This window comes from Novosphingobium oxfordense, from assembly GCF_044029435.1.
In the GTDB taxonomy this organism is placed as follows: Bacteria; Pseudomonadota; Alphaproteobacteria; order Sphingomonadales; family Sphingomonadaceae; genus Novosphingobium.
In genome coordinates, this window is record NZ_CP147005.1 from 1,104,097 (window position 1) to 1,129,376 (window position 25,280).

30 protein-coding genes and 2 riboswitches are annotated in these 25,280 nt (G+C 64.9%); of the genes, 19 read left to right on the top strand and 11 right to left on the bottom strand.

What is annotated here, in order from left to right:
• Window positions 1–135: 135 nt before the first annotated feature.
• A complete protein-coding gene (locus WBP07_RS05045) occupies window positions 136–492 on the top strand; it encodes a hypothetical protein (RefSeq protein ID WP_395394636.1) in 357 nt (118 codons plus the stop codon).
• 69 nt (window positions 493–561) lie between these two features.
• Here WBP07_RS05045 and WBP07_RS05050 read toward each other — a convergent pair whose 3' ends face one another.
• Window positions 562–2,004, bottom strand: coding sequence for a sigma-54-dependent transcriptional regulator (locus tag WBP07_RS05050; RefSeq protein WP_395394637.1), 1,443 nt, complete (start codon window positions 2,002–2,004; stop codon window positions 562–564).
• Between the two features lie 241 nt (window positions 2,005–2,245).
• On the opposite strand from WBP07_RS05050, the gene WBP07_RS05055 reads away from it, so the two are divergent.
• The 13 genes from WBP07_RS05055 to WBP07_RS05115 all read left to right on the top strand — a co-directional run bounded on the left by WBP07_RS05055 (window position 2,246) and on the right by WBP07_RS05115 (window position 13,722).
• The gene (locus tag WBP07_RS05055) at window positions 2,246–2,371 is read left to right on the top strand and encodes an aa3-type cytochrome c oxidase subunit IV (protein ID WP_395394638.1); all 126 of its coding nucleotides are present in this window, start codon (window positions 2,246–2,248) and stop codon (window positions 2,369–2,371) included.
• Between the two features lie 7 nt (window positions 2,372–2,378).
• On the top strand, window positions 2,379–3,527 hold the full coding sequence (locus WBP07_RS05060; protein WP_395394639.1) for an NAD(P) transhydrogenase subunit alpha: 1,149 nt from the start codon (window positions 2,379–2,381) through the stop codon (window positions 3,525–3,527).
• 158 nt (window positions 3,528–3,685) lie between these two features.
• Window positions 3,686–4,066 carry an endonuclease domain-containing protein gene (locus WBP07_RS05065; RefSeq protein WP_395394640.1) on the top strand — a complete coding sequence of 127 codons (381 nt, stop codon included), beginning with the start codon at window positions 3,686–3,688 and terminating at the stop codon, window positions 4,064–4,066.
• Window positions 4,067–4,069: 3 nt separating this feature from the next.
• Complete coding sequence (locus WBP07_RS05070; protein WP_395394641.1) at window positions 4,070–4,384, top strand: NAD(P) transhydrogenase subunit alpha; 315 nt, start codon at window positions 4,070–4,072, stop codon at window positions 4,382–4,384.
• Complete coding sequence (locus tag WBP07_RS05075; RefSeq protein WP_395394642.1) at window positions 4,384–5,811, top strand: NAD(P)(+) transhydrogenase (Re/Si-specific) subunit beta; 1,428 nt, start codon at window positions 4,384–4,386, stop codon at window positions 5,809–5,811. The genes WBP07_RS05070 and WBP07_RS05075 overlap by 1 nt, the downstream gene beginning before the upstream one ends.
• 24 nt (window positions 5,812–5,835) lie before the next feature.
• Window positions 5,836–6,150: a hypothetical protein gene (locus WBP07_RS05080; protein WP_395394643.1), complete on the top strand. Its 315-nt coding sequence runs from the start codon at window positions 5,836–5,838 to the stop codon at window positions 6,148–6,150.
• Window positions 6,151–6,248: 98 nt separating this feature from the next.
• Entirely contained in the window at window positions 6,249–7,409 is a 1,161-nt protein-coding gene (locus tag WBP07_RS05085; protein WP_395394644.1) for a deoxyguanosinetriphosphate triphosphohydrolase, read from the top strand.
• Window positions 7,402–8,094 (top strand): NAD(P)H-binding protein, encoded by a 693-nt coding sequence (locus tag WBP07_RS05090; protein ID WP_395394645.1) that lies wholly within the window; start codon window positions 7,402–7,404, stop codon window positions 8,092–8,094. Before WBP07_RS05085 ends, WBP07_RS05090 begins: the two co-directional genes overlap by 8 nt.
• A 160-nt stretch (window positions 8,095–8,254) precedes the next feature.
• A riboswitch (glycine riboswitch) is annotated at window positions 8,255–8,358 on the top strand.
• Between the two features lies 1 nt (window position 8,359).
• A riboswitch (glycine riboswitch) is annotated at window positions 8,360–8,480 on the top strand.
• 88 nt (window positions 8,481–8,568) lie between these two features.
• Window positions 8,569–9,672, top strand: a complete 1,104-nt coding sequence (gcvT, locus tag WBP07_RS05095) for a glycine cleavage system aminomethyltransferase GcvT (protein WP_395395725.1) — start codon at window positions 8,569–8,571, stop codon at window positions 9,670–9,672.
• A gap of 12 nt (window positions 9,673–9,684) precedes the next feature.
• Complete coding sequence (gcvH, locus tag WBP07_RS05100) at window positions 9,685–10,056, top strand: glycine cleavage system protein GcvH (protein WP_395394646.1); 372 nt, start codon at window positions 9,685–9,687, stop codon at window positions 10,054–10,056.
• A gap of 171 nt (window positions 10,057–10,227) precedes the next feature.
• Window positions 10,228–11,586, top strand: a complete 1,359-nt coding sequence (gene gcvPA / locus WBP07_RS05105) for an aminomethyl-transferring glycine dehydrogenase subunit GcvPA (RefSeq protein WP_395394647.1) — start codon at window positions 10,228–10,230, stop codon at window positions 11,584–11,586.
• Window positions 11,583–13,196 carry an aminomethyl-transferring glycine dehydrogenase subunit GcvPB gene (gene gcvPB, locus WBP07_RS05110; RefSeq protein ID WP_395394648.1) on the top strand — a complete coding sequence of 538 codons (1,614 nt, stop codon included), beginning with the start codon at window positions 11,583–11,585 and terminating at the stop codon, window positions 13,194–13,196. The genes gcvPA and gcvPB overlap by 4 nt, the downstream gene beginning before the upstream one ends.
• Before the next feature lie 4 nt (window positions 13,197–13,200).
• Window positions 13,201–13,722: a DUF1453 domain-containing protein gene (locus tag WBP07_RS05115; protein WP_395394649.1), complete on the top strand. Its 522-nt coding sequence runs from the start codon at window positions 13,201–13,203 to the stop codon at window positions 13,720–13,722.
• Window positions 13,723–13,773: 51 nt separating this feature from the next.
• Here the strand turns inward: WBP07_RS05115 and WBP07_RS05120 are convergent, their stop codons facing one another.
• The 3 genes from WBP07_RS05120 to WBP07_RS05130 form a co-directional block, all read right to left on the bottom strand.
• Complete coding sequence (locus WBP07_RS05120; RefSeq protein ID WP_395394650.1) at window positions 13,774–13,902, bottom strand: hypothetical protein; 129 nt, start codon at window positions 13,900–13,902, stop codon at window positions 13,774–13,776.
• Window positions 13,903–14,026: 124 nt separating this feature from the next.
• Window positions 14,027–14,161, bottom strand: coding sequence for an entericidin A/B family lipoprotein (locus tag WBP07_RS05125; RefSeq protein ID WP_395333618.1), 135 nt, complete (start codon window positions 14,159–14,161; stop codon window positions 14,027–14,029).
• A gap of 86 nt (window positions 14,162–14,247) precedes the next feature.
• Complete coding sequence (locus WBP07_RS05130) at window positions 14,248–15,222, bottom strand: DMT family transporter (RefSeq protein WP_395394652.1); 975 nt, start codon at window positions 15,220–15,222, stop codon at window positions 14,248–14,250.
• Between the two features lie 44 nt (window positions 15,223–15,266).
• On the opposite strand from WBP07_RS05130, the gene WBP07_RS05135 reads away from it, so the two are divergent.
• Window positions 15,267–15,473, top strand: coding sequence for a hypothetical protein (locus WBP07_RS05135; protein WP_395394653.1), 207 nt, complete (start codon window positions 15,267–15,269; stop codon window positions 15,471–15,473).
• A 7-nt stretch (window positions 15,474–15,480) separates the two neighbouring features.
• Here the strand turns inward: WBP07_RS05135 and WBP07_RS05140 are convergent, their stop codons facing one another.
• Window positions 15,481–16,398, bottom strand: a complete 918-nt coding sequence (locus tag WBP07_RS05140) for a LysR family transcriptional regulator ArgP (protein ID WP_395394654.1) — start codon at window positions 16,396–16,398, stop codon at window positions 15,481–15,483.
• Window positions 16,399–16,548: 150 nt separating this feature from the next.
• Between WBP07_RS05140 and WBP07_RS05145 the strand changes: the two genes are divergently transcribed.
• Both WBP07_RS05145 and WBP07_RS05150 read left to right on the top strand, forming a co-directional pair.
• A complete protein-coding gene (locus WBP07_RS05145) occupies window positions 16,549–17,169 on the top strand; it encodes a LysE/ArgO family amino acid transporter (RefSeq protein ID WP_395394655.1) in 621 nt (206 codons plus the stop codon).
• A 47-nt stretch (window positions 17,170–17,216) separates the two neighbouring features.
• Entirely contained in the window at window positions 17,217–17,726 is a 510-nt protein-coding gene (locus WBP07_RS05150; RefSeq protein WP_395394656.1) for a hypothetical protein, read from the top strand.
• Window positions 17,727–17,738: 12 nt separating this feature from the next.
• On the opposite strand, the gene WBP07_RS05155 is transcribed toward WBP07_RS05150, so the two are convergent.
• Window positions 17,739–19,268, bottom strand: coding sequence for a CpaF family protein (locus WBP07_RS05155; protein ID WP_395394658.1), 1,530 nt, complete (start codon window positions 19,266–19,268; stop codon window positions 17,739–17,741).
• A 121-nt stretch (window positions 19,269–19,389) separates the two neighbouring features.
• On the opposite strand from WBP07_RS05155, the gene WBP07_RS05160 reads away from it, so the two are divergent.
• Window positions 19,390–19,668: an HNH endonuclease gene (locus WBP07_RS05160; protein WP_395394660.1), complete on the top strand. Its 279-nt coding sequence runs from the start codon at window positions 19,390–19,392 to the stop codon at window positions 19,666–19,668.
• Between the two features lie 94 nt (window positions 19,669–19,762).
• Here the strand turns inward: WBP07_RS05160 and WBP07_RS05165 are convergent, their stop codons facing one another.
• From WBP07_RS05165 to WBP07_RS05185, 5 genes are all read right to left on the bottom strand, one after another.
• Window positions 19,763–20,020 carry an ATP synthase F1 subunit epsilon gene (locus WBP07_RS05165; RefSeq protein WP_395394661.1) on the bottom strand — a complete coding sequence of 86 codons (258 nt, stop codon included), beginning with the start codon at window positions 20,018–20,020 and terminating at the stop codon, window positions 19,763–19,765.
• A 6-nt stretch (window positions 20,021–20,026) separates the two neighbouring features.
• Window positions 20,027–21,484 (bottom strand): F0F1 ATP synthase subunit beta, encoded by a 1,458-nt coding sequence (gene atpD, locus WBP07_RS05170; protein ID WP_395394663.1) that lies wholly within the window; start codon window positions 21,482–21,484, stop codon window positions 20,027–20,029.
• Between the two features lie 24 nt (window positions 21,485–21,508).
• On the bottom strand, window positions 21,509–22,390 hold the full coding sequence (locus tag WBP07_RS05175; protein WP_395394665.1) for a F0F1 ATP synthase subunit gamma: 882 nt from the start codon (window positions 22,388–22,390) through the stop codon (window positions 21,509–21,511).
• A gap of 66 nt (window positions 22,391–22,456) precedes the next feature.
• The gene (atpA, locus tag WBP07_RS05180) at window positions 22,457–23,986 is read right to left on the bottom strand and encodes a F0F1 ATP synthase subunit alpha (RefSeq protein WP_395394666.1); all 1,530 of its coding nucleotides are present in this window, start codon (window positions 23,984–23,986) and stop codon (window positions 22,457–22,459) included.
• Window positions 23,987–23,999: 13 nt separating this feature from the next.
• Window positions 24,000–24,554 carry a F0F1 ATP synthase subunit delta gene (locus WBP07_RS05185; protein ID WP_395394667.1) on the bottom strand — a complete coding sequence of 185 codons (555 nt, stop codon included), beginning with the start codon at window positions 24,552–24,554 and terminating at the stop codon, window positions 24,000–24,002.
• A gap of 227 nt (window positions 24,555–24,781) precedes the next feature.
• Here WBP07_RS05185 and WBP07_RS05190 point away from each other — a divergent pair, with 227 nt between their 5' ends.
• Window positions 24,782–25,276: a DUF1203 domain-containing protein gene (locus WBP07_RS05190; RefSeq protein ID WP_395394668.1), complete on the top strand. Its 495-nt coding sequence runs from the start codon at window positions 24,782–24,784 to the stop codon at window positions 25,274–25,276.
• Window positions 25,277–25,280 lie beyond the last annotated feature (4 nt).

Sequence of the window (25,280 nt, forward strand, 5' to 3'; positions counted from 1 at the left end):
CCTCGTAAACGCATGATTTAGAACCGTTTCGGATTATCCGTTCCATCGCCCGGTTCGTCTCTTGGCGTGACGAAAAATGCGCGTGGGCTCGTTTCTCCCTCGAATCCACCACACGAAAGCGAAGGGAGAAGTCCCATGAAGAAGACGTTTTTCCGCAGCGCCCTCGTTGCGATGGCCATCGTTCCGGCCACTGCCGCAATGGCGGTTCAGCCGATGATGTATGAACAGAAGGTCGCCCAGGGCGAAGAGGCTCGGATCATCCAGAGCCCGATCGGCGGCATCCAGAACAGCAAGTGGTACGATTACCGCATCAACGTGAACGAGACCCGCAAGGAACTCGCCAGCGATCTGCGCCATGCCACCGATATCGAGGACCAGCGCGACGCCTACAGCGAATATGCCAGCGAACTGTTCCAGGAGCGCGGCAAGTACGTGAAGTATATGTCCAAGCGCGGCTATCGCGTGCCGCAGGTCTATCTCGAAGCGCTGTAACCGGCATTCCCCTTGGGGGCAGCCCCGCAAGGGGCGGCGACCCCGGAGCCAAGGCTCCGGGGTCGTCTATTATGCCGCGTTGTCGATGCCTAGTTCGGTCAGCTTGCGGTAGAGCGTGGATCGCCCGATCCCCAGCCGCCGTGCGACTTCGGTCATGCGGCCGCGATAGAGGCCGATGGCCAGCCGGATCACGTCGGCCTCGATCTCTTCCAGCGGGCGCAAGTGGCCGTCGGGCGTGTAGAGCATCACGCCGGAGCTTTCCTGACGCGGATTGCCTGCCACCGTAGAAGGGCCGGAGCCGAGGATGGAGAGCAATTGCGGGAAATCGTCCGAAGTCAGCGCGTCGCCGTCGCAGAACACCGCCGCGCGGAACAGCACGGCCTGCAATTGCCGCACGTTGCCCGGCCAGTCGTAGGCTGCCAGCAGCGAGAGCGCGCCATCGGTAATGCCCAGTTCGCGCAGGCCCGGCTGCTCCCCGATGCGCGCCAGGAAGAAGCGGGTGAGGGCGGGAATGTCGCCCGTCCGCTCACGCAGGGGCGGAAGTTCCACCTTGGTGGGCGAAAGCGCTTCCAGCAGTTCGGGCAGGAATTCGCCGGCCTCGACAAGGTCCTGCAGCGGCATGTTGCTGGCGGCGATGATGCGCAGATCGATGCGGAACGAATGGCGCGCACCGATCGGGCGCACGTCGCTCTTGCGGATCGATTCGAGCAGACGTTCCTGCACGCTCATCGGCAGGCGGTCGATCTCGTCGAGCGCCAGGGTAGCGCCATCGCAATGTTGCAGCGCGCCGACCTGGCGTTCGAAAGCGCCTGGGAAGGCGCCTTTCTCATGCCCGAACAGGTTCGATTCGATGGAATTGGCGGCAAGTCCGGCGATGTTGACCATCCGCAGCGGATTGCGCGCACGCGGGCTGGCGGCGTGGACGGCGCGGATCAGCACTTCCTTGCCGGTGCCGCTTTCGCCTTCCACCAGCACGTGCCCATGTCCGCGCGCCGCCTTGGCGGCGACGGCGAGTGCCTTGCGGAAATTGGGAGAGGCCCCGATCATCGATTCGAAATCGGGGTTGGAGGGCATTTTTTCCGTCAGCGGCGCCAGTTCGTCGCGCGGAGATTCGCGTGTGGTGGCGGACCGCAGCGCGTGCATCAGCCGGTCCGGCGCGATCGGCTTGACCAGATAGTCGGTCGCCCCGGCGCGCATTGCTTCCACCGCCAGCAACGGTGAAGTATTGGCGGTCAGCATCAGGATCGGCAGTGCAGGGCGGCGCGATTTCAGTTCCGCAATCAGAGCGCAGGCGTCTTCGCCGGGCACCCATTGGTCCAGGATGATCGCGGAAAGCTGCATGCCCTGGCGCGTGCCAAGCGTCGCGATTGCCGTTTCCGGATCGCGTGCGATCAGCGTGCGCCAGCCTTCGCGCGCTGCCAGCGCCGAAATCAGGCGGCTCTGCGCAGGCTCATCGTCGATCAGCATGAGCAGGCGCTGTTCTGGTTCAGCTATCGTCACGCCCGCTTCCATCGCCTCCTGCTTCTGACGTAAGCGTCTTAGGGCAAAGCAGTAAAGACCAAATTAAGGCTGCGCCCCGTGCTGAACGTCTAAAGCGATCGCCTGAACGATCCAATATCGCCTGAAACAAGTGCCAGTCACCGCCGCTTCGCTCTTGAGCGATGGCTCTGCCCTCGTTAGACCTTGCGAAAGAATTCAAAACGATCGCAAATCCGGATCGGCTCGATCGGGATGGCGTACAGGGGATAGATCGATGGCTTCCGGCACGGACATCAAGACGGCGACTGAAACCTATAACAGCTTCGTCAAGGCGGCGGGCTGGGGCACCGGTATTATCGTCGTGATCGTGGCGGTCGTCGTCAGCATCATCGCGCGCTGAGCCGCCGGTGGCGGGCGCAACGCGCTTCGCCGTCCTGAAAGAGCGGGCGGCGGGTGAAACGCGGGTCTCGGCTACGCCGGAGACCGTTAAGAAACTCATCGCCCTGGGCGCCACGGTGGCCGTGGAGAGCGGGGCCGGGCTGGCTGCCAGCATTTCCGACGCGGACTATGCTGCCGCCGGGGCCGAGGTCGGCACTGTCGAGCAGGCGGTTTCCGGCGCGGATATCGTGTTTGGCGTGCAAGGCCCGGATGCGGGGCTGCTTTCGGGCGCAAAGCCCGGCGCATGGGTGGTCGCCGGGCTCGATCCTTTCGGCAGAGGGCCAAACGAGGGACGATCGCGCGTCGATGCCTATGCGGCGGCGGGCTTGGAAGCGCTGGCGATGGAATTCATGCCGCGCATCACTCGCGCGCAATCGATGGACATCCTCTCCTCCCAATCGAACCTTGCCGGATACAAGGCGGTGCTGGTTGCCGCCAACCTCTACGGCCGGGCCTTTCCGATGATGATGACAGCGGCGGGAACGGTGACGGCGGCCAAGTGCTTCGTCATGGGCGTGGGCGTCGCCGGATTGCAGGCCATCGCCACCGCGCGGCGGCTTGGCGCGCAAGTCTCCGCCACCGACGTACGCTCGGCCACGAAGGAGCAGATCATGTCGTTGGGCGCCAAGCCGATCTTCGTCGAGAGTGTTGCGGGGATCGAGGGTGAGGGCTCGGGCGGCTATGCCACCGAAATGAGCGAGGAATACCAGAAGGCGCAGGCCGAACTGGTTTCCGGCCACCTTGCCAAGCAGGACATCGTGATCACCACCGCGCTGATCCCCGGCCGTGCCGCCCCGCGCCTGATTACCGACGCGCAGATTGCGACGATGAAGCCCGGCAGCGTGATCTTCGACCTGGCGGTCGCGCAGGGCGGCAATGTCGAGGGCTCCGAGCCGGATCAGGTGGTTGTACGGCACGGCGTGAAGGTCGTCGGCTATTCCAACACGCCCGCGCATCTTCCGGCGGACTCCTCTGCCTTGTTCGCGCGCAACTTGTTCAACTTCGTCTCGGCATTCTGGGACAAGGAGCAGGGCAAGCCGGTGCTGGACGAGGAAATCGGCAATGCCATCCGCCTGACGCAGGGCGGCAAGGTGGTGAATGAGAGATTGTTGGGGTGAGGGTTCGCGGGCGCCGCAGTTCCTCCCCTGCAAGGGGAGGGGGACCGCCCGAAGGGTGGTGGAGGGGTGTCAGCCTCTCCGTCGTGCGCTACCGAACCGGTTTCACCCCTCCGTCAGCCCTGGCGGGCTGCCACCTCCCCTTGCAGGGGAGGATCTGAGTGCTTCAGGGGAGCGGCGGGGCGGCGCGCAGAGCACGGCGATTGAGGCGGGAAATGACCTTGCCCGAAGTCCTGCTTTGGCAGCGTTTGCGGCAGAAACCGGCAGGCCTGAAGTTTCGCCGTCAGCACCCCTCCGGAAATTACGTCGCCGACTTCTACTGTCACGACGCCCGGCTGGTCGTCGAAGTGGACGGCAGTTGTCACGACATGGGGAATAATCCTGCTCGGGATGCGAAGCGGGATGCATGGTTTCAGGAAATTGGTTTGCGGGTGATCCGGGTTCCGGCGTCCGACGTGCTGCGTGATGCGGATGAAGCAACGGCTTTCATCGCATCGGTAGCTTGTCAGCCGATCCCTCCCCGTGCCGGGGAGGACAAGTAAGGCATGGATTTCGTTTCGATTCTGTCCATCTTCGTGCTGGCCTGCTTCGTGGGCTATTACGTCGTCTGGTCGGTTACCCCGGCATTGCATACGCCGCTGATGGCGGTGACCAATGCGATCTCCTCCGTAATCGTGGTTGGCGCGCTGGTGGCGAGTGCGGCTTCGGGCTCTCCGCTCGCCAAGTGGCTGGGGTTGGGCGCAGTCGTGCTGGCCAGCGTGAACATCTTCGGCGGCTTCGCCGTCACGGAGCGCATGCTGGCGATGTACAAGAAGAAGGATAAACCTGCCTCTGGCCTCGCCTCCAAGGAGACGAAGTGATGGAGGCGCACGCCGTGAACCCCTGGGTGGCGGTCGCTTACCTGATTGCCGGTATCTGCTTCATTCTCGCGCTGCGCGGTCTCTCCTCACCGGCGACCAGCCGCAGGGGCAACCGCTATGGCATGGTCGGCATGGGCATCGCCGTGGTGACGACGCTGCTGACGCATGAGATCGCCAGCCTGCCGGAGATCGCTGTGGCTATTGCCATCGGCGGCGGCATCGGCTTCGTCATCGCCCGCAAGATCAAGATGACCGACATGCCGCAGCTTGTGGCGGCGTTTCACTCGCTGGTCGGGCTTGCCGCGGTGCTGGTGGGGCTGGCGGCCTACCTCAATCCAGTGGCTTTCGGCATTGCGGAAGCGGCCGAGGGTGCCGTGGCCCAGATTTTTCCGCAAAGCCGCGTGGAAATGGGCCTTGGTATCGCCATCGGCGCGATCACCTTCTCGGGCTCGATCATCGCCTTCCTCAAGCTGGCCGGGAAGATGAGCGGAGCGCCGATCCTGCTGCCGGCGCGCCATGTCATCAACCTGGGCACGCTGGCGCTCATCATCGGCCTGGTCGGCTACTTCACGCAGGACCAGTCGCTGTGGGTCATCGCGGCGATCACCGTCCTGTCCTTTGCCATCGGCTTCCTGTTGATCATCCCGATCGGCGGGGCGGACATGCCGGTGGTGGTCTCGATGCTCAACAGCTATTCCGGCTGGGCGGCGGCGGCGATGGGTTTCACGCTGCATAACACCGCGATGATCGTGACCGGCGCGCTGGTCGGCTCGTCCGGCGCGATCCTCAGCTACATCATGTGCAAGGCGATGAACCGCAGCTTCATCTCGGTGATCGCCGGCGGTTTCGGTACCGAGAATGGCGCAGGGGCCGGCGGCCCGGCGAAGGAACAGCGCCCATGGAAGCGCGGCTCTGCCGAGGATGCGGCGTTCCTGATGCAGGAGGCGGAGAACGTCATCATCATCCCCGGCTACGGCATGGCCGTGGCGCAGGCGCAGCATGTGGTGCGCGAGATGGCGGACCAGCTGAAGAAGCACGGGGTCAACGTGAAGTACGCGATCCACCCGGTGGCGGGCCGCATGCCCGGCCATATGAACGTGCTGCTGGCCGAAGCCAACGTGCCTTATGACGAAGTCTTCGAGCTGGAAGACATCAACGGCGAGTTCGCGCAGTGCGATGTGGCCTTCATCATCGGCGCGAACGACGTGGTGAACCCGGCTGCGCGCACCGACAAGACCTCACCGATCTACGGCATGCCGGTGTTCGATGTGGAGAAGGCCAAGACGATCTTCTTCGTGAAGCGGTCGATGGGCGGCGTAGGCTATGCGGGCGTCGATAACGACGTGTTCTACATGGACCAGACGATGATGCTGCTGGCCGATGCGAAGAAGATGGTCGAAGACATCAACAAGGCGCTGGCGGATTGAGAAGGACCCGCTAAGCCGCGCGGCATGCGTATTCTCAAGCGAATCCTGTTGCTCGTGGGCCTTGTCGTGGTGCTGGTCGTCGGCGCGCATTTCTATGCGGCCTGGCGCTTGCACTCCGCCTTGGTGGAAAACGGCATGTCCAACCGTGTCGCCACTTGCATGACCAAGCGGATGATGAAGCGGCTGAACCTGATCCAGATCGTGAAGCTGCAAAAGCTGGAGGGTGAAAAGCCCACGCTCGGCGCCTGGATCCACGCGGTGAAGTCGGTGGACGACCGGGAGGTGATCCTGGTCACCACCACCTCCGCCGCATTGTGCAAGACCGGCCTAGCCCATTGAATCTCGTCCAATGATCCGCCCGCGAGTCAGGTGTTTCCACGGGCGGCGAAAATGCTCTAGGGGGCGGCAAGAAATTCCTATTTCGGGATAGACCAAGCTTGACCCTCGCCCCTTACGCATCCGATCCGGCCCGCACGCGCGGGCGTGAATATCCGGTCGAGGACGGCGGCACGCGCGGTCCGCGCAGCGCCTACCAGCGCGACCGTGACCGCATCGTCCACTCCATCGCGTTCCGCCGTCTGCGCTACAAGACGCAGGTCTTCATCGCGCCCGATGGCGATCACTACCGCGTGCGCCTGACGCACAGCCTCGAAGTGGCGCAAGTCGCCCGCGTGATCGCGCGGCTGCTGGGGCTGGACGAGGATCTGACCGAGGCACTGGCCCTGGCCCATGATATCGGCCATCCGCCGTTCGGCCATGCGGGGGAAGAGGCGCTGGACGCCGCGCTCCACAAGGCGGGCGGCTTCGACCACAACGCCAACTGCCTGCGTACGCTGATGCGGATCGAAAGCCCCTATTGCGAGCATGACGGGTTGAACCCGACGTGGGAAACGCTGGAGGGGCTGGCCAAGCACAACGGGCCGGTCACCAATCCGAACTGGGCGCTGGGCGAACTCGACGCGGCCTACAACCTCGAACTCGGCTCTTACGCCTCGTTGGAGGCGCAAGTGGCGGCGCTGTCGGACGATATCGCCTACGACAACCACGATATCGACGATGGCCTGCGCGCGGGCTTCCTCGATCTGGACGAACTGCTTGCGCACCCCTTCGTGGTGGACCGCTGGCGCGAGGTCGAGCGGCGTTTCCCTGGCGTGGCGCGCAGTCGCCAGCTGGCGGAGCTGATCCGCAGCCAGATCGGCTTCATGGTCAACGATCTGCTGGCCCAGACCAAGGCCAACCTGATCGGCATCGAAAGCGTGCACGATGTGCGCACCGCCGGCCGTCAGCTCGTCACCTTCTCGCCCGAAGTGGAAGAGGGCGAGCGTGTCTTCAAGCGCTTCATGTACGAGAAGCTCTATTACCACCCCGAACAGCTCGAAACCGCGCGCCGCGCGCGGGCGCTGATCGCCGAACTCTACGCCGCCTATTCGCAGGAGCCGGTGCTGATGGAGGAAAGCTGGATCGACGGCCTGCCGCGCCATGAGCCGGAGCGCAGCCGCCACATCGCCGATTACATCGCCGGCATGACCGATCGCTACGCCATCGCCTGCCACGCGCAGATCTACGGATCGACGCCGGAGGGCCTGCGCAATGTCTGAAGCCGGAACGCCTGCACGCCGTCTTTGCCTTGTCGGGGCGAGCGGGCTGGTCGGGCAGGCGGTAATCGCCGGCAGCATCGGCCGTAGCGACGTGCGCGTGATCGGCGTCGCCCGGCGCGAAGTGCCGCTGCCCGAAGGCGCGCAAATGGAAGTGCTGGTGGGTGATACGCCGCAGTGGCAGACCTTGATCGCCGCCGCCAACGCACAGGTTCTGGTCTGCGCGCTGGGCACCACGCGCAAGGCGGCGGGCAGCGACGAGGCCTTTCGCGCCGTCGATTACGATCTGGTGCTGGAAACGGCCAAGGCCGCCCGCGCCGCCGGGATCGAGCATGTGATCCTCGTTTCCTCGGTCGGCGCCGACCGGGCGAGCCGCAATCTCTACTTGCGCACCAAGGGCGATATCGAGGACGCCGTTCACAAGCTGGGCTTCCGCCGGCTCGACATCCTGCGCCCCGGCCTGCTGCGCGGCCATCGCAGCGAAAGCCGCCCGCTGGAGAGCATGGCGCAAGTGCTGAACCCGGTGGCGGACGCCATCGTGCTGCACGGCCGGTTTGCCAAGTTCCGCTCGATCTCCGTGCGCCGCCTTGCCGACGTGATCTTCGCGCTGAGCGCCGAGAAGACGCGCGGGCGCTTCATCCATGAGCATGAAGCGATGATGCGCGCGCTGCGCCGGGCAGGGGATTGAGCGGGGAGGGATCCCCACTCGCCCAACAAGCCACCCTCGCAATGACGAGGGTGGTGCCGGGTTCACCTCACGGCTTGCACGCATCTCGGGGAAATAGTGTCGCAGCGCAGCGCAACCGGCGTTGACACAAACGCACCTGTCACCCAAGGGTCAGGGCATCGCTGACAGCGCGGGAGAGACCTGCCGATTCGCATACGCGGAAAGGTGGGCGCCGAAGGAGCAACCGCCCCGGAATCTCTCAGGCAAAAGGACCGCGCCGCGTCGATAGCGAGACTCTGGAAAGTGTCTCATCCCAAAGGGTGAGGCCGCCGACGGTGTAACTCCGGTATGGTCCATTTCGGGCCCTCTGGGGGAAGCTCTCAGGTTTCCGTGACAGAGGGGGCACCTGGAATGGTGTACCGAACTGTGCGGAGTCATGTCTTGAGCGAATACCCGATTTCCGATTCCGATCAGGAACCCGAAGAACTGGCCCCGATGCTGCTGCCGCTGGATGGCTGGCACCGCGACCACGGCGGCCGCATGGTCGAATTCGCCGGTTACATGATGCCCGTTCAGTATGAAGGCATCATGGCCGAGCACCTCTGGACGCGTGAGAACGCCGGCCTGTTCGACGTCAGCCACATGGGCCAGCTGCTGGTGACCGGTGAAGAGGGCTCGCAGACCGATGTCGAGCCCGCGCTGGAAGCCGCGCTGCCGATCGATCTTTCCACGCTGAAGCTGGGCGCCGTGCGCTATTCGCTGCTGCTGGACGAGAACGGCGGCATTCTGGACGACCTGATGGTCTCCCGCTGGCCGGGCGGTTTCTACCTCGTCGTCAACGGCGCCACCAAGTGGGACGATATCGGCACGCTGCGCGAATATCTGCCGGACGACATCACGCTCAATCACCTCGACGACCGTGCGCTGCTGGCGCTGCAGGGCCCCAAGGCCTTCGCTGCACTGGAACGCGTGGCTGAGGGTGAATACCCGCTTTCGGCGCTGACCTTCATGAAGGGCGGCCGCTTCACGCTGGGCGGCGTCGATGCCTGGATCAGCCGTTCGGGCTACACCGGCGAGGACGGTTTCGAAATCTCGATCCCCGGCGAGTCCGCTGCCGAGGTGGCGGACCTGCTGCTGGCCCAGCCCGAAGTGAAGCCGATCGGCCTTGGCGCGCGCGATTCGCTGCGCCTGGAAGCCGGCCTGCCGCTCTATGGCCATGACATGGACCCGGAACGCGGCCCGGTCGAAGCCGGTCTTGCTTTCGGCATCAACAAGCGCCGCCGCCTTGAAGGCGGCTTCCCCGGCGCGGACCGCGTCCAGCGCGACTTCGCTGAGGGCACCGCGCAGAAGCGCATCGGCCTGAAGCTTGAAGGCCGTCAGGCCGCGCGCGAAGGCGCCAAGGTTTTCCATGGCGAACAGGAAGTGGGCGTGGTGACGTCGGGCGGTTTCTCGCCCTCGCTCCAGCACCCCATCGCCATGGCCTATGTCGACGCGGCACGCGCTGCGGACGGCACCGCCCTTTCCATCGAAATGCGGGGCAAGAAGCTCGACGCCACAGTCGCAGCCATGCCCTTCGTCCCCAACCGCTATCACCGCTGAGGAAATTCTCCCATGACCCGTTATTTCTCGCAGGAACACGAGTGGATCGAAATCGAGGGCGACCTCGGCACCGTGGGCATCACCGACTACGCACAGGGCCAGCTGGGCGACATCACGTTCGTCGACCTGCCCGCCGAAGGCGCGACCTTCGACAAGGGTGACTCGGTTGCCGTGGTCGACTCCGTGAAGGCTGCTTCGGACGTCTATACCCCGGTTTCGGGCACCATCGCCGAAGCCAACGAAGTTCTGGCCGACCAGCCGGAACTGGTGAACACCGACGCCGAAGTGGGCGGCTGGCTGTTCCGCATCACCCTGTCGGACGCTTCGGAACTGGAAGCGCTGATGGATGAGGCGGCCTACAAGGAATATGTCGAAAGCCTCTGACGTCCAGTCCTCCCCGAAACGGGGAGGGGGACCGTCCGCAGGACGGTGGAGGGGACTCGCCCCCAGGTGCGACAGTCGCGCTAAGCCGCGAATCCCCTCCGTCAGCCTTTTCAGGTCCCCATTCCCTCTGGCACCTCCCCGTGCCGGGAGGACAATGAAGCAGGAAACCCCATGCGCTACCTTCCTCTGACTCCGGCCGACCGTGCCGAGATGCTCGGCGTCATCGGCGCCGCCAGCGTTGACGATCTCTTCGTCGACGTTCCCGCCGAAGCCCGCCTGTCCGGCCCGATCGAAGGCCTGCCCGCCCACGCCAGCGAAATGGCGGTGGAGCGGCACATGTCCGCTCTGGCGGCCAAGAACCTCTCGGCCGGTACCGCACCGTTCTTCATCGGTGCGGGCGCCTATCGCCACCACGTTCCGGCCTCGGTCGATCACCTGATCCAGCGCGGCGAGTTCCTGACCGCCTACACGCCCTACCAGCCGGAAATCGCGCAGGGCACGCTGCAGGTGCTGTTCGAGTTCCAGACGCAGGTCGCGCGTCTGTTCGGCACCGACATCGCCAATGCCTCGATGTACGACGGTTCGACCGCGTGCTGGGAAGCGATCCTGATGGCCAGCCGCGTCACCCGCAAGACGCGCGCCGTGCTGTCGAGCGGCCTGCACCCGCACTACGCCGAAGTGGTGCGCACGATGGCCAAGTTCACTGAGGACGACATCGTCTCGCTGAAGCCCGAACTGGTGGCCGAAGCCGATGACGCCGCCGTGATCGCCCAGATCGACGACAAGACCTCCTGCGTCGTCGTCCAGTATCCCGACGTGATGGGCCGCATTCCGGACCTCGCCGCGATTGCCGATGCTGCGCACGCCAAGGGCGCGCTGCTGGTGGTGGTCGTCACCGAGCCGGTCGCGCTGGGCATGATCGAGGCGCCGGGCGCGCTGGGTGCCGATATCGTCGTGGGCGAAGGCCAGTCGATCGGCGTCGGCCTGCAGTTCGGCGGTCCGTACCTGGGCCTGTTCGGCTGCCGCGAGAAGTTCGTGCGCCAGATGCCGGGCCGTCTCTGCGGTCAGACCGTGGACGCCGAAGGCAAGCGCGGCTTCGTGCTGACGCTCTCCACACGCGAACAGCACATCCGCCGCGAGAAGGCGACCAGCAACATCTGCACCAACTCCGGCCTCTGCGCGCTGGCTTTCAGCATTCACCTGACCCTGCTGGGCGGTGAAGGCCTGGCCCAGCTGGCTGCCGTGAACCACGACAAGGCGCAGACCCTGATCGAACGTCTGGCCAAGGTGCCGGGCGTGACGGTGCTGAACGACGCCTACTTCAACGAGGCGACGATCGTGCTGACGCGCGACGCCCGCGAAGTGGTCCGTGACCTCGCCGATCGCAAGGTGCTGGGCGGCGTTTCGCTCGGCCGCCTGTTCCCGGAGAACGGCGATCTGCACAAGGGCCTGCTGGTAACGGCGACCGAGACCGTGACCGACGAGGATATCGAAACCTTTGCCCGTGAGCTTGAAGGAGTGCTGGCATGAACGCGGTAAACGCAAGCGGCTGGCGCCCCAGCATTGGTAGCGTTGGGGGCGAAGCCGGCGAAGGCACGACCTTTAAGACCGCCTCGGGCGATTATGGCCTTATGCTGGAAGAAGCGCTCAGCTTCGAACTCGGTTCTTCCGAGAAGTGCGGCGTCGATCTCGACACGCCCAGCCGTCCGGCGGCAGCCGGCCTGTCGAAGTTCCTGCGCAAGTCGGCTCCGGCGCTGCCCGGCCTGACCGAGCCGGAAACCGTGCGCCACTACACCCGCCTGTCGCGCCAGAACTACGCGATCGACCTCGGGCCGTTCCCGCTCGGTTCGTGCACGATGAAGCACAACCCGCGCCTGAACGAGAAGATGGCTCGCCTGCCGGGCTTTGCCGACGTTCACCCGCTCCAGCCGCAGAAGACGGTCGAGGGCGCGCTGGAAGTGATCGAGCAGCTGGCCGACTGGCTGATCACGCTGACCGGCATGGCCTCAGTGGCGATGAGCCCGAAGGCCGGCGCACATGGCGAGCTTTGCGGCTTGCTCTGCATCCGCGCCGCGCTCGACGCACGCGGTGAGAAGCGCGACGTCGTTCTGGTGCCTGAGAGCGCCCACGGCACCAACCCGGCGACCGCCGCTTTCGCAGGCTTCAAGGTCCAGTCGATCCCGGCGACCCCGGAAGGCCGCGTCGACGTAGAGGCGCTGAAGGCCAAGCTGGGCCCGAACGTGGCGGGCGTGATGATCACCAACCCGAACACCTGCGGGTTGTTCGAGCCTGACATGAAGGCGATCGGTGACGCGGTTCACGCAGCGGGCGGCTACGTCTATTGCGACGGCGCGAACTTCAACGCCATCGTTGGCAAAGTGCGCCCCGGCGACCTTGGCGTCGATGCGATGCACATCAACCTGCACAAGACCTTCTCCACCCCGCACGGCGGCGGCGGCCCCGGTGCCGGCCCGGTCGTGCTGTCCGAAGCGCTGGCGCCGTTCGCGCCGCTGCCCTTCGTCAGCCGCGGTGAAGACGGCCGCGTCCACCTCGTCGAAGAGGAAAACGCGGGCGAGGGGCATGCGCAAGCATTCGGCCGCATGGTGGCCTTCCACGGCCAGATGGGCATGTTCACCCGCGCGCTGACCTACATCCTCAGCCACGGTGCGGACGGTCTGCGCCAGGTGGCCGAAGACGCGGTGCTCAACGCCAACTACGTCCTGCGTTCGTGCGAGGATCTGCTGCCGGCACCGTTCGCCAAGAGCGGCCCGTGCATGCACGAAGCGCTGTTCAGCGACGCCGGTCTGGCCGAGGGCTTCTCCACGCTGGACATCGCCAAGGGCCTGATCGACGAGGGCTTCCACCCGATGACGGTCTACTTCCCGCTGGTGGTGAAGGGCGCGATGCTGGTCGAGCCGACCGAGACGGAAAGCAAGGCCGGCCTCGATCGCTTCATTGGTTCGCTGCGCAGCCTTGCCCAGCGCGCCAAGGATGGCGACCAGAGCCTCCACAGCGCACCGCACTTCGCACCGCGCCGCCGTCTTGACGAAACGCTCGCGGCGCGCAAACCAGTGCTCGTGTGGCAGGGCACGCCGGGTGAGCCGGCGACGCCCTCGCTGAGCGAGTTCGGGGGAAGCTGAGGTTATGGGGGGATCCGGTAACGGCACGGCGGCATGGCTGCCGCTGGTGATTTTCGGTGCGGTGATGCTCTGGCGTTTCCGCAATCTGGAAAAAGCCCGTCCGCTCCGGCTCCCCCTCCTCTGGATATCGCCGCTGATCGTGTCGGCGATCGTCTGCCTGGCGCTGAGCGTGATGATGCCATCGCCGCTCGGCTGGGCCAGCCTTGCCGCCGGCTTCATGATCGGCGGCGCCATCGGCGTGCAGCGATCGCGCCTGATGCGCCTTCATGTCGAAGGCGAGGGGGACGATGCCCGCGTCATGGTGCGCCAGTCGCCGCTGGCGCTGCTGCTGATCGCCGGCGTTTTCGTGGTACGCCGCCTTATCCTCCCCGGCGGCATGGGCATGGACGCGAGCCACCATGCAGCCACTGCCCTGCTGGTGACCGACGCGATGCTCGGGCTGGTGCTGGGGATGGTGCTGCTGAGCCGCTTCGTGCTCTGGCAGCGCGCGCGGGCGATGGTCGCCGCGCATATCACCGATAGCTGAGTTCTGGTCCTGAAGGCTGGGGGCCTGCCGACGGATCGGCAGGCCTGATCCTCACATCGCGCGGTCGACAGAGTTCGCCGCGGATTCGAGGTCCTGTCCCACACCGCGCACGGTGTTGCAGGCCGCCGCGCCGAGCACGAGGCCCGCGCTTACGGCAACCAGGACAAGCTTCCTGATCATCTCTTCGCAATCCTTCTGGGGCCGGCGCCATGATTGGCGTCGGATAGCCGATCGCTAGGCGATCGGGCGCGGCGGCGAAAGGGGGAAGCACGCGCGGGCCGGCGCTGCCCGCGCCCATTTCGGCTTACTTGTGGATGGCGTCTTCGCCAGCCTGACCGACCGACTGCACGTCCTTGCCGGCACCCTTGACCGTATTGCAGGCCGATGCCGAGACCACGATGCCGCCAACCACAAGGGCGAGTACGAGTTTCTTGACCATTTCCGGTTCCTTTCGAGCGACCACCGGCATGGCACAGCCGGTATCCGCAAAAGGCAACGCCCGATGGGCTGGCCGGTTCCCTCCGCTCAGCGAGGTTGCGGCACGGCTGCGTCCCCCGCGATCTCCTCCGTCGCGCCTTCGTCGAGGGCGGAGGTGGGTGAGATGCGCCGGGCCAGATAGTGCTCGCGCCAGGTGATGATGAGGCCGGCGGCGATGATCAGCGGTGCGCCCAGCCAGATCGATGCGGGCGGCATGGCACCGAATACCGTGCGTTCGTAGACCGTCGCCCAGATCAGCGCGCTGTAGTCCATGACGACCACGGTGGCGACCGCTCCGAACCGCAGTGCCGCCGTCACCAGCAATTGCGCCAGCGTTCCGGCCAGCCCCACGGCCACCAGCAGCAGCCAGACGTACGGCTCATGCGCCTGTCCATAGAACGGCAGCAGCACGCTGGCGAACAGCGCGCCGAAGAACGAGAACCAGAACACGCAGGTAATCGGCTGCTCGGTGCGGCCAAGGTCGCGGATCTGGAAGCTGACGATCGCCACGATCACGCCTGCGCCAAGCCCGGCGGCAAGGCCTGCCAGCGGGATATCCTGCTGGCCCGGCCGGGTGATTAGCAGCACGCCCAGAAACCCCAGTGTTACCGCCGTCCAGCGCCACGGCCCGACATGTTCGCGCATGACCAGCGCGGTGATCAGCACCGCGAACAGCGGCGCGGTGAAGCCCAGCGTCGTGCCCACCGGTAGCGGCAGCAGCATCGCGGCGGTGACATTGCAGACAAGGCCCACCGTCCCCGTCGTCGCCCGCATGGCGTGGCTGCGCAGGCGTTTCGTCCTCAATAGGCTCAGCCGGCCGGTCGCCAGCAGCCACCCGCCCATCAGCGGCACCGCCATCGCCTGCCGCCAGAACACCATCTCCGGCGCGGAAACGCCTTCGCGCCCGGCCAGCCGGATCAGCATGAACATGGTGGAGAGCATGACCATGGCCATGAGGCGCAGGCCGATGGCCAGCAGCGGCCGATCCGTGCGGCGGGATGAGGATTGCGGAGAAGCGTTCACGCGCCGGGCTTTATCTTCCCGCCGCAAGGAGGCAAGGGCGGCAGATGATCGATTCCGACCTCATCATGGCCGTTGCCGGCGGCATCTGCGTTTTTCTGGCGGCAGTGGCCTGGATCGGCGACCGCCGCCGCATGAGGCGCAAGGACCTTGACCGCGTGGGCTTCATGCCGTGGACCACGGTATTCTTCATCACGCTGATGGGGGCGGTGCTGCTTCTGGGCATCTCCGCGAAGGACTGGTTCGCCCGATAGGGGGGCATCATCCCGGCGGAACCAGTACTGTCGAGGCCACCCGGCGCACCGCATCGGTCAGCGATCGCAGCGATCCGGCCTGTATGCGGGTAACCGTCCAGTACAGCCGTACCACCAGCGGTTGGCGGGGCGGCAATTCCACCAACGTTCCCGCCGCGATGTAGGGCAGGGCCAAGGGCTCTGGATGCATTCCCCAGGCCAGTCCCCGTACCGCGAAATCGAGGAAGCCCTGCGTGGAGGGCACCCAGTGCGTCGGCGCGGAAAGCTTCGCGCCGTGAAACTCGGCAGCCCAGCGCGATTGAACGGCATCGCGCCGGTCGAACCGCAGGCAAGGCGCCTTAGAGAGGCTGGCCTGATCGATGCCCTCTGCAAAATGGCGGGCGACGAAATCGGGAGAGGCGCAGGCGCGATAGCGCAGGGATCCCAGTTCGATCGTGCTGCACCCCTGGATCGGTTCGGGATCGGAAGTGATCACGGCGGAAACCTCGCCGGATCGCAGGCGATCGGCGGTATGCGCCTCGTCATCGACAATCAGGTCTATCAGCGTGCCGGTGGCCTGTATGAATTGCGCCGCCGCTTCCGGAAACCACGTCGACAGACTGTCGGAATTGATCGCGATCTTCAGGGTCAGCGGCGCTTGGCCTTTGCCGAACTGCGGGTTGAGGTGCGGCACCAGATCCGCTTCCAACAATCGCACCTGATCGAAATGCGCGCAGAGCGCCCGGCCCACCTCCGTCGGTTCGCAAGGCTGCGCGCGCACGATCAGCACCGCGCCCAGCCGTTCCTCAAGCCCGCGGACCCTTTGCGAAACTGCCGAAGGGGTGATGCCCAGCGCATCGGCGGCCCGTTCGAACGAGCCTTCGCGAACCACGGCGGAAACCGCCGCCAAGGCAGGATAGTCCAGCATGATGAAGCAATGCTTCACCAGCCTTAGGCGATCAAGTTTTATTCATCTACGCGCTTGCGATAAATGGCCGGCCATGGCTGTCCTGCTTCTCCCCTTCTGTCTCACGCTTGGCGTGGTGTTCGGCATGATCCTGTCGCTGTGGATCGGTTTGAAGGACGGCGCGCACCGATGATGGGCGCGGCCTATCCCTTCCTGTCCGGCTTCGCCTTGATGGCGGCGCTGATCGTGGCCATCGGCGCGCAGAACCTGTTCGTGCTGCGGCAGGGATTGCGGCGGGAGCATGTGGGCCCGGTCGTGCTGTTCTGCGCCGGTGCCGACGCCACATTGATTGCGCTTGGCGTAGCGGGCGTGGGGGCGGTGCTTGGTGCCTTGCCGGGGTTGACCATGGTGCTCACGCTGGGCGGAGCGGTGTTTCTTGCGTGGTACGGCATTCAGGCGCTGCGCCGTATGGCGGTGCCGAGCACCGTCGAAGTCGCGGGTGGGCAGGGCATTTCGCTGGGGCGGGCATTGGCCGCAACGGCGGGCTTCACCTTCCTCAATCCCCACGTCTACCTCGATACGCTGCTGCTGATGGGCGCGGCCGGGTCCGCGCAGCCGCTGGCGCTGCGCCCCTACTTCGTTGCCGGGGCCGCCAGCGCCAGCTTTGCGTGGTTTGCCGCACTGGGATATGGCGCACGACTGCTGATCCCGCTATTCGCTCGCCCGGCGGCATGGCGCGTATTGGATGCGGTGGTGGGTGCGACGATGCTGACCCTGGCCGCTTCGCTGGTGGTTAGGGCGCTCGCGTAGGGCGGTGCTGCTTTCCTACATACGGCAATTCTGGCCTAACCTTGCGGATGAAGGTCCGCACATCACGCCGCAAAGCCCGCCACGTTCGGGTTCCCGCTTTCTCGCCCGTGCCGATGCGTCGCCGCACCGATGGCTGGACGCCCGCGCGTCAGGCTGCATTCCTTGGCGCGCTGGCGGAAACCGGCTCGGTGATCGAGGCCGCAAGGCGCGTCGGGATGGCGCGCGAGACGGCCTATCGCCTGCGCCGTCGTCCCGGAGCAGGCAGTTTCGTCACGGCATGGGACCGCGCGGCGTCGCAAGGTGACAGGCCCGCACAAGGTGACGGATCGCGAAAACGAAAGGTCACAGCCGAGGAGCGGGCACAGCGCGCCTTGTTCGGTCTTTTGAAGGTGCGGATCTATCGCGGACGGCATGTCGCGACCGAGCGAAAGGCGGACAATTCCGCGCTTCTTAGCTATCTCGCCCAGCTTGACCGGTTCGCGCGGGCAGGGGGCAGCGACGGCACAAGGTTACACACATTCGCACCCGGTTTCGTGTCAACCGGGTGCGAATTGTGAGGTGCCCGGTTCTTACAGGCAGGCTTCGAGGAAGGCCTGGTCGAACCCGAACTGACGGGCCTTTTCCAGGGTGTACGGGCGCAGGCCGGACGGGCGGAATTCGCCGATGATCTTGCCGTCGTCCGTCTCGTCCAGATACTCGAACTTGAACAGTTCCTGGGTGACGATCACGTCACCTTCCATGCCGATCACCTCGGTGATGTTGGTGGTGCGGCGCGAACCGTCGCGCAGGCGCTTCACCTGCACGATGATGTCCACCGACTCGGCGATCTGGCGGCTGATGGCTTCCTTGGGGATCTTGATGTCGCCCATCAGGATCATGTTCTCCATACGGCCAAGGCACTCACGCGGGCTGTTGGCGTGGAGCGTGCACATGGAACCATCGTGGCCGGTGTTCATGGCGGCGAGCAGGTCGAAGCACTCGGCGCCACGGATTTCGCCCAGGATGATCCGGTCAGGACGCATACGCAGGGCGTTCTTGACGAGGTCGCCGATAGTGATCGCGCCTTGCCCTTCCAGGTTCGGCGGGCGGGTTTCCAGCGGCAGCCAGTGCGGCTGCTGCAAGCGAAGTTCGGCGGCGTCTTCGATGGTCAGCACGCGCTCGCCCGGGTCGATCATCTTGGACAGGGCGTTCAGCATCGTCGTCTTGCCCGAACCCGTACCGCCGGAGATCACGATGTTCATGCGGCAGGCGCCGGCGATCTTCAGAGCGGTGGCCATCTTCTCGCTCATCGAACCGAAGTCCTTGAGCATGTCGATGGTGATCGGCTTTTCGGAGAACTTACGAATCGAGATCGCGGTGCCGCGTAGCGAAAGCGGCGGCACGATCACGTTGACGCGGCTGCCGTCCTTCAGGCGGGCGTCGGCCAGCGGCGTGGTCTGGTCGACGCGGCGGCCGACCTGGTTGACGATGCGCTGGGCGATCTGGAACAAGTGCTGTTCGTCGCGGAACTTGGTGGGCGCAAGCTGCAGCTTGCCCTTCTTTTCGATGTACGTCTGGTTCGGGCCGTTGACCATGATGTCCGACACGTCGGGATCGTTCAGCAGCTCTTCCAGCGGACCGAAGCCCAGCAGTTCGTCGATCAGCACCTTCTCCAGCGCGAACTGTTCGCGGCGGTTGAAGGTGATCTTCAGTTCGGCCAGCACCTCGATGATGATCGGGCGGAATTCTTCGGAAAGCTCGTCCTTGGTCAGCGTCGCCGCCGCTTCCGGGTCCACGCGTTCCAGCAGGCGGGGAAGGACCTGCTCCTTGATCTTGTGGATCGATGCTTCGAAGCTGCTCTGCTCCGATTCGCCCGAATGGACCGCGTTGGCGCGGTCGGACAGGCGGGACATCGCATCGTCCCTCAGGTTCTGCGGGCCGGGCGAGGGCGCATCCATGCCGGGCACCGGCGGGAACTGGTCGCCGCCGGGCATGGCTCCATTGCCGGGAACCGAGGGCTTTTCGCCGACGCCGCTCTTGAGCGGCTTGGCCACGCCGAACGCGGGACGTGCGCCCTGGCCCATCCCACCCATGCCGTTACGTCGCCCGAATGCGGTCATGCTTCAATAAACCTTTCCAGCGCTCCGGTCGGGCGGCCGAAGCCTCCAACCTGTGCGAATGGGCAGAGGATTAAGGTTGAAACTTTGATAACTTCCTAATGGAGCGGCGTTCGGGATCGATATGAGAGAGGAAACGAAGACCTGTTGGCTGTGCGGCCGCGCGCTGGGAACGCGGGTGGAATGGCATCATCCCGTTCCCAAAAGCAGGGGCGGCCGGGAAACGGTGGCACTGCATCCGATCTGCCATCGAACCATTCACGCCACCTTTTCGAATGCCGAGCTGGCCCGCATGGCTCCGCGTGCCGAAGCCCTGCTGGAGGCTGAAGCCATGCGCCGTTTCGTGGCCTGGGTGGCCACAAAGCCGCCGGAATTTCACGCGCCAACGGCACGTAGGCGGTGACTCGGAAGGCGCGCGCGCTGAAGCACAAAGGCAAAGGGCGCCGCCGGTTGCCCGGCGACGCCCTTTCTGAAGCCTTGTCAGGCCGTGTCGGAAATCAGCCCTCGACGTGCTCGGCGAGCACGGTGAGGCCCTTTTCGCCCACTTCGGCGAAGCCGCCGGTGATGCGGATTTCTTCCGGTGCCGCGCCTTCGGCCTTGTAGACCTTGAGCGCGCCGTCAGCGACGGTCGACATGAAGGGCGCGTGGCCCTCCAGCACGCCGAACTCGCCTTCGGTGCCGGGGACGACCACCATGTGGACCTCTTCCGAGCGGACGAGCTTCGCCGGCGTGACGAGTTCGAAGTGCAGAGCCATGATCGATTACGCCTCTTCGGCCAGCTTCTTGGCCTTGGCGACCGCTTCCTCGATACCGCCAACCATGTAGAAGGCTGCTTCGGGCAGGTGGTCGTATTCGCCTTCGACGACGGCCTTGAACGACTTCACGGTGTCTTCCAGCTGGACGAACTTGCCCGAGATGCCGGTGAAGACTTCCGCGACGTGGAACGGCTGCGACAGGAACTTCTGGATCTTGCGGGCGCGGGCGACGGTGAGCTTATCTTCTTCCGAAAGCTCATCCATGCCCAGGATCGCGATGATGTCCTGAAGCGACTTATACTTCTGCAGGGTTTCCTGAACCTTACGGGCAGTCTCGTAGTGCTCGGCGCCGACGACGCGGGGCTCAAGAACGCGCGAGGTCGAGTCGAGCGGATCGACGGCCGGGTAGATGCCCAGTTCCGAGATGGCGCGGTTCAGCGTGGTCGTTGCGTCCAAGTGGGCGAACGAGGCGGCCGGTGCCGGGTCGGTAAGGTCGTCCGCGGGAACGTAGATCGCCTGGACCGAGGTGATCGAACCCTTGGTGGTCGAGGTGATGCGTTCCTGCAGCTGGCCCATGTCGGTGGCGAGGGTCGGCTGATAGCCCACGGCCGAAGGAATACGGCCGAGCAGAGCCGACACTTCTGCGCCCGCCTGGGTGAAGCGGAAGATGTTGTCGACGAAGAACAGAACGTCCTGGCCTTCCTGGTCGCGGAAGTACTCGGCCATGGTCAGGCCCGAGAGAGCGACGCGAGCGCGGGCGCCCGGCGGTTCGTTCATCTGGCCGAACACCAGGGCGACCTTCGAACCTTCCGACACGGCGTTGCCTTCGGCGTCCTTGGCGATAACGCCGGCGTCGAGGAACTCGTGGTAAAGGTCGTTGCCTTCACGGGTGCGTTCACCGACGCCCGCGAAGACCGAGACGCCGCCGTGGCCCTTGGCGATGTTGTTGATCAGTTCCTGGATGAGAACCGTCTTGCCGACGCCGGCGCCGCCGAACAGGCCGATCTTGCCGCCCTTTGCGTAAGGGGCGAGAAGGTCGATGACCTTGATGCCGGTGACCAGGATCGACGCTTCGGTCGACTGGTCGATGAAGGCCGGGGCTTCGGCGTGGATCGGGGCGAACATGTCCGAACCAACGGGGCCACGCTCGTCGATCGGATCGCCGACGACGTTCATGATGCGGCCGAGGGTCTTCGGGCCGACGGGGACCGAGATCTGCTTGCCGGTGTTGGCGACGGCTTGACCACGGGTCAGGCCATCGGTGCCGTCCATGGCGATGGTGCGGACGGTGTTCTCGCCGAGGTGCTGCGCGACTTCGAGAACCAGCTTCTGGCCGTTGTTCTCGGTCTCGAGCGCGGTGAGGATCGCCGGCAGTTCACCTTCGAAGGTGACGTCGACGACGGCGCCGATGATCTGGCTGATCTTGCCAGTGGCGGTCTGGTTTAGCACGGGTGCGGTGGCCATTTTGGTTTCCTTGCCTGCGGTTACTTACAGCGCTTCCGCGCCAGCAATGATTTCAACGAGTTCAGTAGTGATCGCGGCCTGACGGCTGCGGTTGTACTGGATGGTCAGCTTTTTGATCAGGTCGCCCGCGTTGCGCGTCGCGTTGTCCATGGCGGTCATCGACGCACCTTGTTCCGACGCAGCGTTTTCAAGCAGGGCACCGAACAGCTGCGTGCGCAGGTAGCGCGGCAGCAGCGCGGCGAGGATTTCTTCCTCTTCCGGCTCGTATTCGGTCACTGCATCCACACCGGCGGTCGCAGCAGCGGCCTTGGGGGTGGGAACGGGGATGATCTGCTGGTCGGTCGGTTCCTGAAGCAACGCCGAGCGGAACTTCGAGTAGAACAGGTGCGCCACGTCGAACTTGCCTGCCTCATACATGGCGACCAGTTCGTTGGCGACGCGTTCTGCCTCGTTGAAGCCGGGGTCGCGCACGTCGGTGGTGTCGAACATGTGCGCGATCTGCTTCGGGAATTCCCGGCGCAGCGGAGCGCGGCCCTTGCGACCGATCAGGTAGAACAGGACGGTCTTGCCCTGTGCTTCCAGCTCGTGCGCCTTGATGCGTGCGGCCTTGACGATGTTCGAGTTGAACGCGCCGCACAGACCCTTGTCCGAGTTCGCGACGACGAGCAGATGCACCTTGTCACTACCCGTGCCGGCGAGCAGCTTGGGGCTGTTTTCGCTGACCGTGATCTTGCTGGCGAGCGAGCCCATCACCTCGGCGAGACGCGCGGCGTAGGGACGCGCGGATTCGGCAGCGGCCTGCGCCTTGCGCAGCTTGGCCGCGGCGACCATCTGCTTGGCCTTGGTGATCTTCTGGGTCGACTTGACCGAGTTGATGCGGCCTTTGAGTTCCTTGAGCGAAGCCACTCGTTTCTCTCCGTTTTCCGCTTCGGTTGCCCTTGCAGGCAGCCGAAGCGGAGGATCAGGTCAATCTCAGGCGAACTGCTTGGCGAAGGCGTCGAGCGCAGCCTTAGTCTTGCTCTTCGCTTCGTCGCCGAAGTCCTTGGTCGAACGGATCAGTTCGAGAACGTCGGCGTGCTTTTCGTGCATGAAGTCGAGCATTTCGGCTTCGTACTCGGTGACCTTCGAAACCGGCAGGGCATCGAGGTAGCCGTTGGTGCCGGCGAAGATCGACACGGTCTGCTCTTCGAACTTCAGCGGCGAGAACTGCTTCTGCTTGAGCAGCTCGGTCAGGCGCGCACCGCGGTTGAGAAGCTTCTGGGTCGAGGCGTCGAGGTCCGAACCGAACTGTGCAAAGGCCGCCATTTCGCGGTACTGCGCCAGCTCCAGCTTGATCGAGCCGGCAACCTTCTTCATCGCCTTGGTCTGGGCCGAACCGCCGACGCGCGACACCGACAGACCCACGTTGATGGCCGGACGGATGCCCTGGTAGAACAGGCCGGTTTCAAGGAAGATCTGGCCGTCGGTGATCGAGATCACGTTGGTCGGAATGTAGGCCGAGACGTCGCCAGCCTGCGTTTCGATGATCGGAAGCGCGGTGAGCGAGCCGTTGCCGTTGTCGTCGTTCATCTTCGCGGCGCGCTCAAGCAGGCGGCTGTGGAGATAGAACACGTCGCCCGGGTAAGCTTCGCGGCCCGGAGGACGACGCAGCAGCAGCGACATCTGACGGTAGGCGACGGCCTGCTTCGAAAGGTCGTCGTACACGATCACGGCGTGCATCGCGTTGTCGCGGAAGAACTCGCCCATCGCGGCACCGGTGTAGGGCGCGAGGTACTGCAGCGGAGCGGGCTCCGAAGCGGTGGCGGCGATGACGATGGAATATTCCATCGCGCCGTTTTCTTCGAGCTGGCGCACGATCTGCGCAACGGTCGAGCGCTTCTGGCCGACGGCGACGTAGATGCAGTAGAGCTTCTTGCTCTCGTCAGTGCCGGCGTTCGCCTCCTTCTGGTTGATGAAGGTGTCGATCGCGACGGCGGTCTTGCCGGTCTGGCGGTCACCGATGATCAGCTCGCGCTGACCACGGCCCACGGGAACGAGGGCGTCGATCGCCTTGAGGCCGGTCTGCACGGGTTCGTGCACCGACTTGCGCGGGATGATGCCGGGAGCCTTGGCTTCGACGCGGGCGCGCTTTTCAGCGACGATCGGGCCCTTGCCGTCGATCGGGTTGCCAAGAGCGTCCACCACGCGGCCCAGCAGGCCCTTGCCGACGGGAACGTCGACGATGGTGTTGGTGCGCTTGACGCTGTCGCCTTCGCGGATTTCGGCGTCCGAGCCGAAGATCACGACGCCGACGTTGTCGGCTTCGAGGTTGAGGGCCATGCCCTGAACGCCGTTGGCGAATTCGACCATTTCGCCGGCCTGGACCTTGTCGAGGCCGTGGATGCGGGCGATGCCGTCACCCACCGAGAGCACGGAACCGACTTCCGAAACCTGGGCTTCGGTGCCGAAATTGGCGATCTGGTCCTTGATGACCTTCGAGATTTCTGCGGCGCGGATGTCCATTGTGGTGCCTTTCTTAGCCCTTCATGGCCTGGGCGAGCGAATTGAGACGGGTGCGGATCGAGCTGTCGATACGCTTGGAGCCGATGGTGACGACCAGACCGCCGAGCAGATCGGCGTCCACATTGGTCTTCACGCTGATCTTGCGGCCCTCACGCGTTTCCAGCTTCTGGCGCAGGTCCTGGACCTGCGCGTCGGTGAGCGGGTGCGCGGAGATGACTTCGGCCGTCGCTTCGCCGCGCTGGGCGGCGGCGATGGCGGAGAAGGCGCGAATGATCTCGGGCAGCGCCGACAGGCGGCGATTGGCCGCCAGCACGCCGACGAAGTTCTTCGTCAGGGCGGAGAGGCCAAGCACGTCGGCCACAGCCTCCATGGCCACGCCGGCTGCCTTGCGGCTGATTTCGGGGTTGCGAATCAGGTCGGCGAGGTCGCCGCTTTCCTTGATCGCAGCGCCGATACGGTCGAGGTCACCCTCGACGTTCGTTACGACGCCGTTCTCGCTGGCAAGGTCAAACAGCGCCGAAGCGTAGCGCCCTTGCAAGCTGGCTTTGATGCCGCCGGAATTCTCCACGCGTGTCCTATCCTTACATCGGGTGGGCTGAGGCACTTGGGTACACGACTTTAACGTGCCCCCCGGCCCGCAGACGGGGCGCGCATAGCGACGATAGTGCGACTATGCAAGGCGCGGGTGGGCGCCTGGGGACAATGCCAAAAAAAGCGGTTTGAAAGCAAGGCGCGGGAAGCGCGGATCATTCGGGTGCTGCAGAAGTTCGGGTGAAGCGTGACCGGAGTGTGGCAGTGACCTTTCGAATCGTTGGCCTGGAAGCAGGCTCCTTCACCCATTATTTTACCATGAGTGACGCGGAACTGAGACGTTCCGGCGCCCGGCTGCTGATTGCGGACGCCCATCCCGGCTATCCGTGCCGGGTCAGTCTGGAGGATGCGCGGGAAGGGGAGCGGGTTCTACTGGTGAACTTCACCAGCCACGGTTTCACCGATGGTTCAGCGCCGCATCCCTATCGCACCGCGTATGCGATATATGTGCGCGAGGGTGCGGCGCAGGCAGAACCGTTGGTCGATCGGCTGCCTCCGGCGTTCGCAGGGCGCACGATGTCGCTGCGGGGATTCGATGCGGAGGGCATGATGGTGCGGGCTGTGCTGGCCGGCCCCGGCGACATTGAAGAAGGCATCGCCGCGTTGTTTGCCGAGCCGCGCATCGCTTGCATTCACGCGCACAATGCCGCCTATGGCTGCTTCGCGGCCCGGATTGAACGAGAGGGAGACGAACAGTGAACCT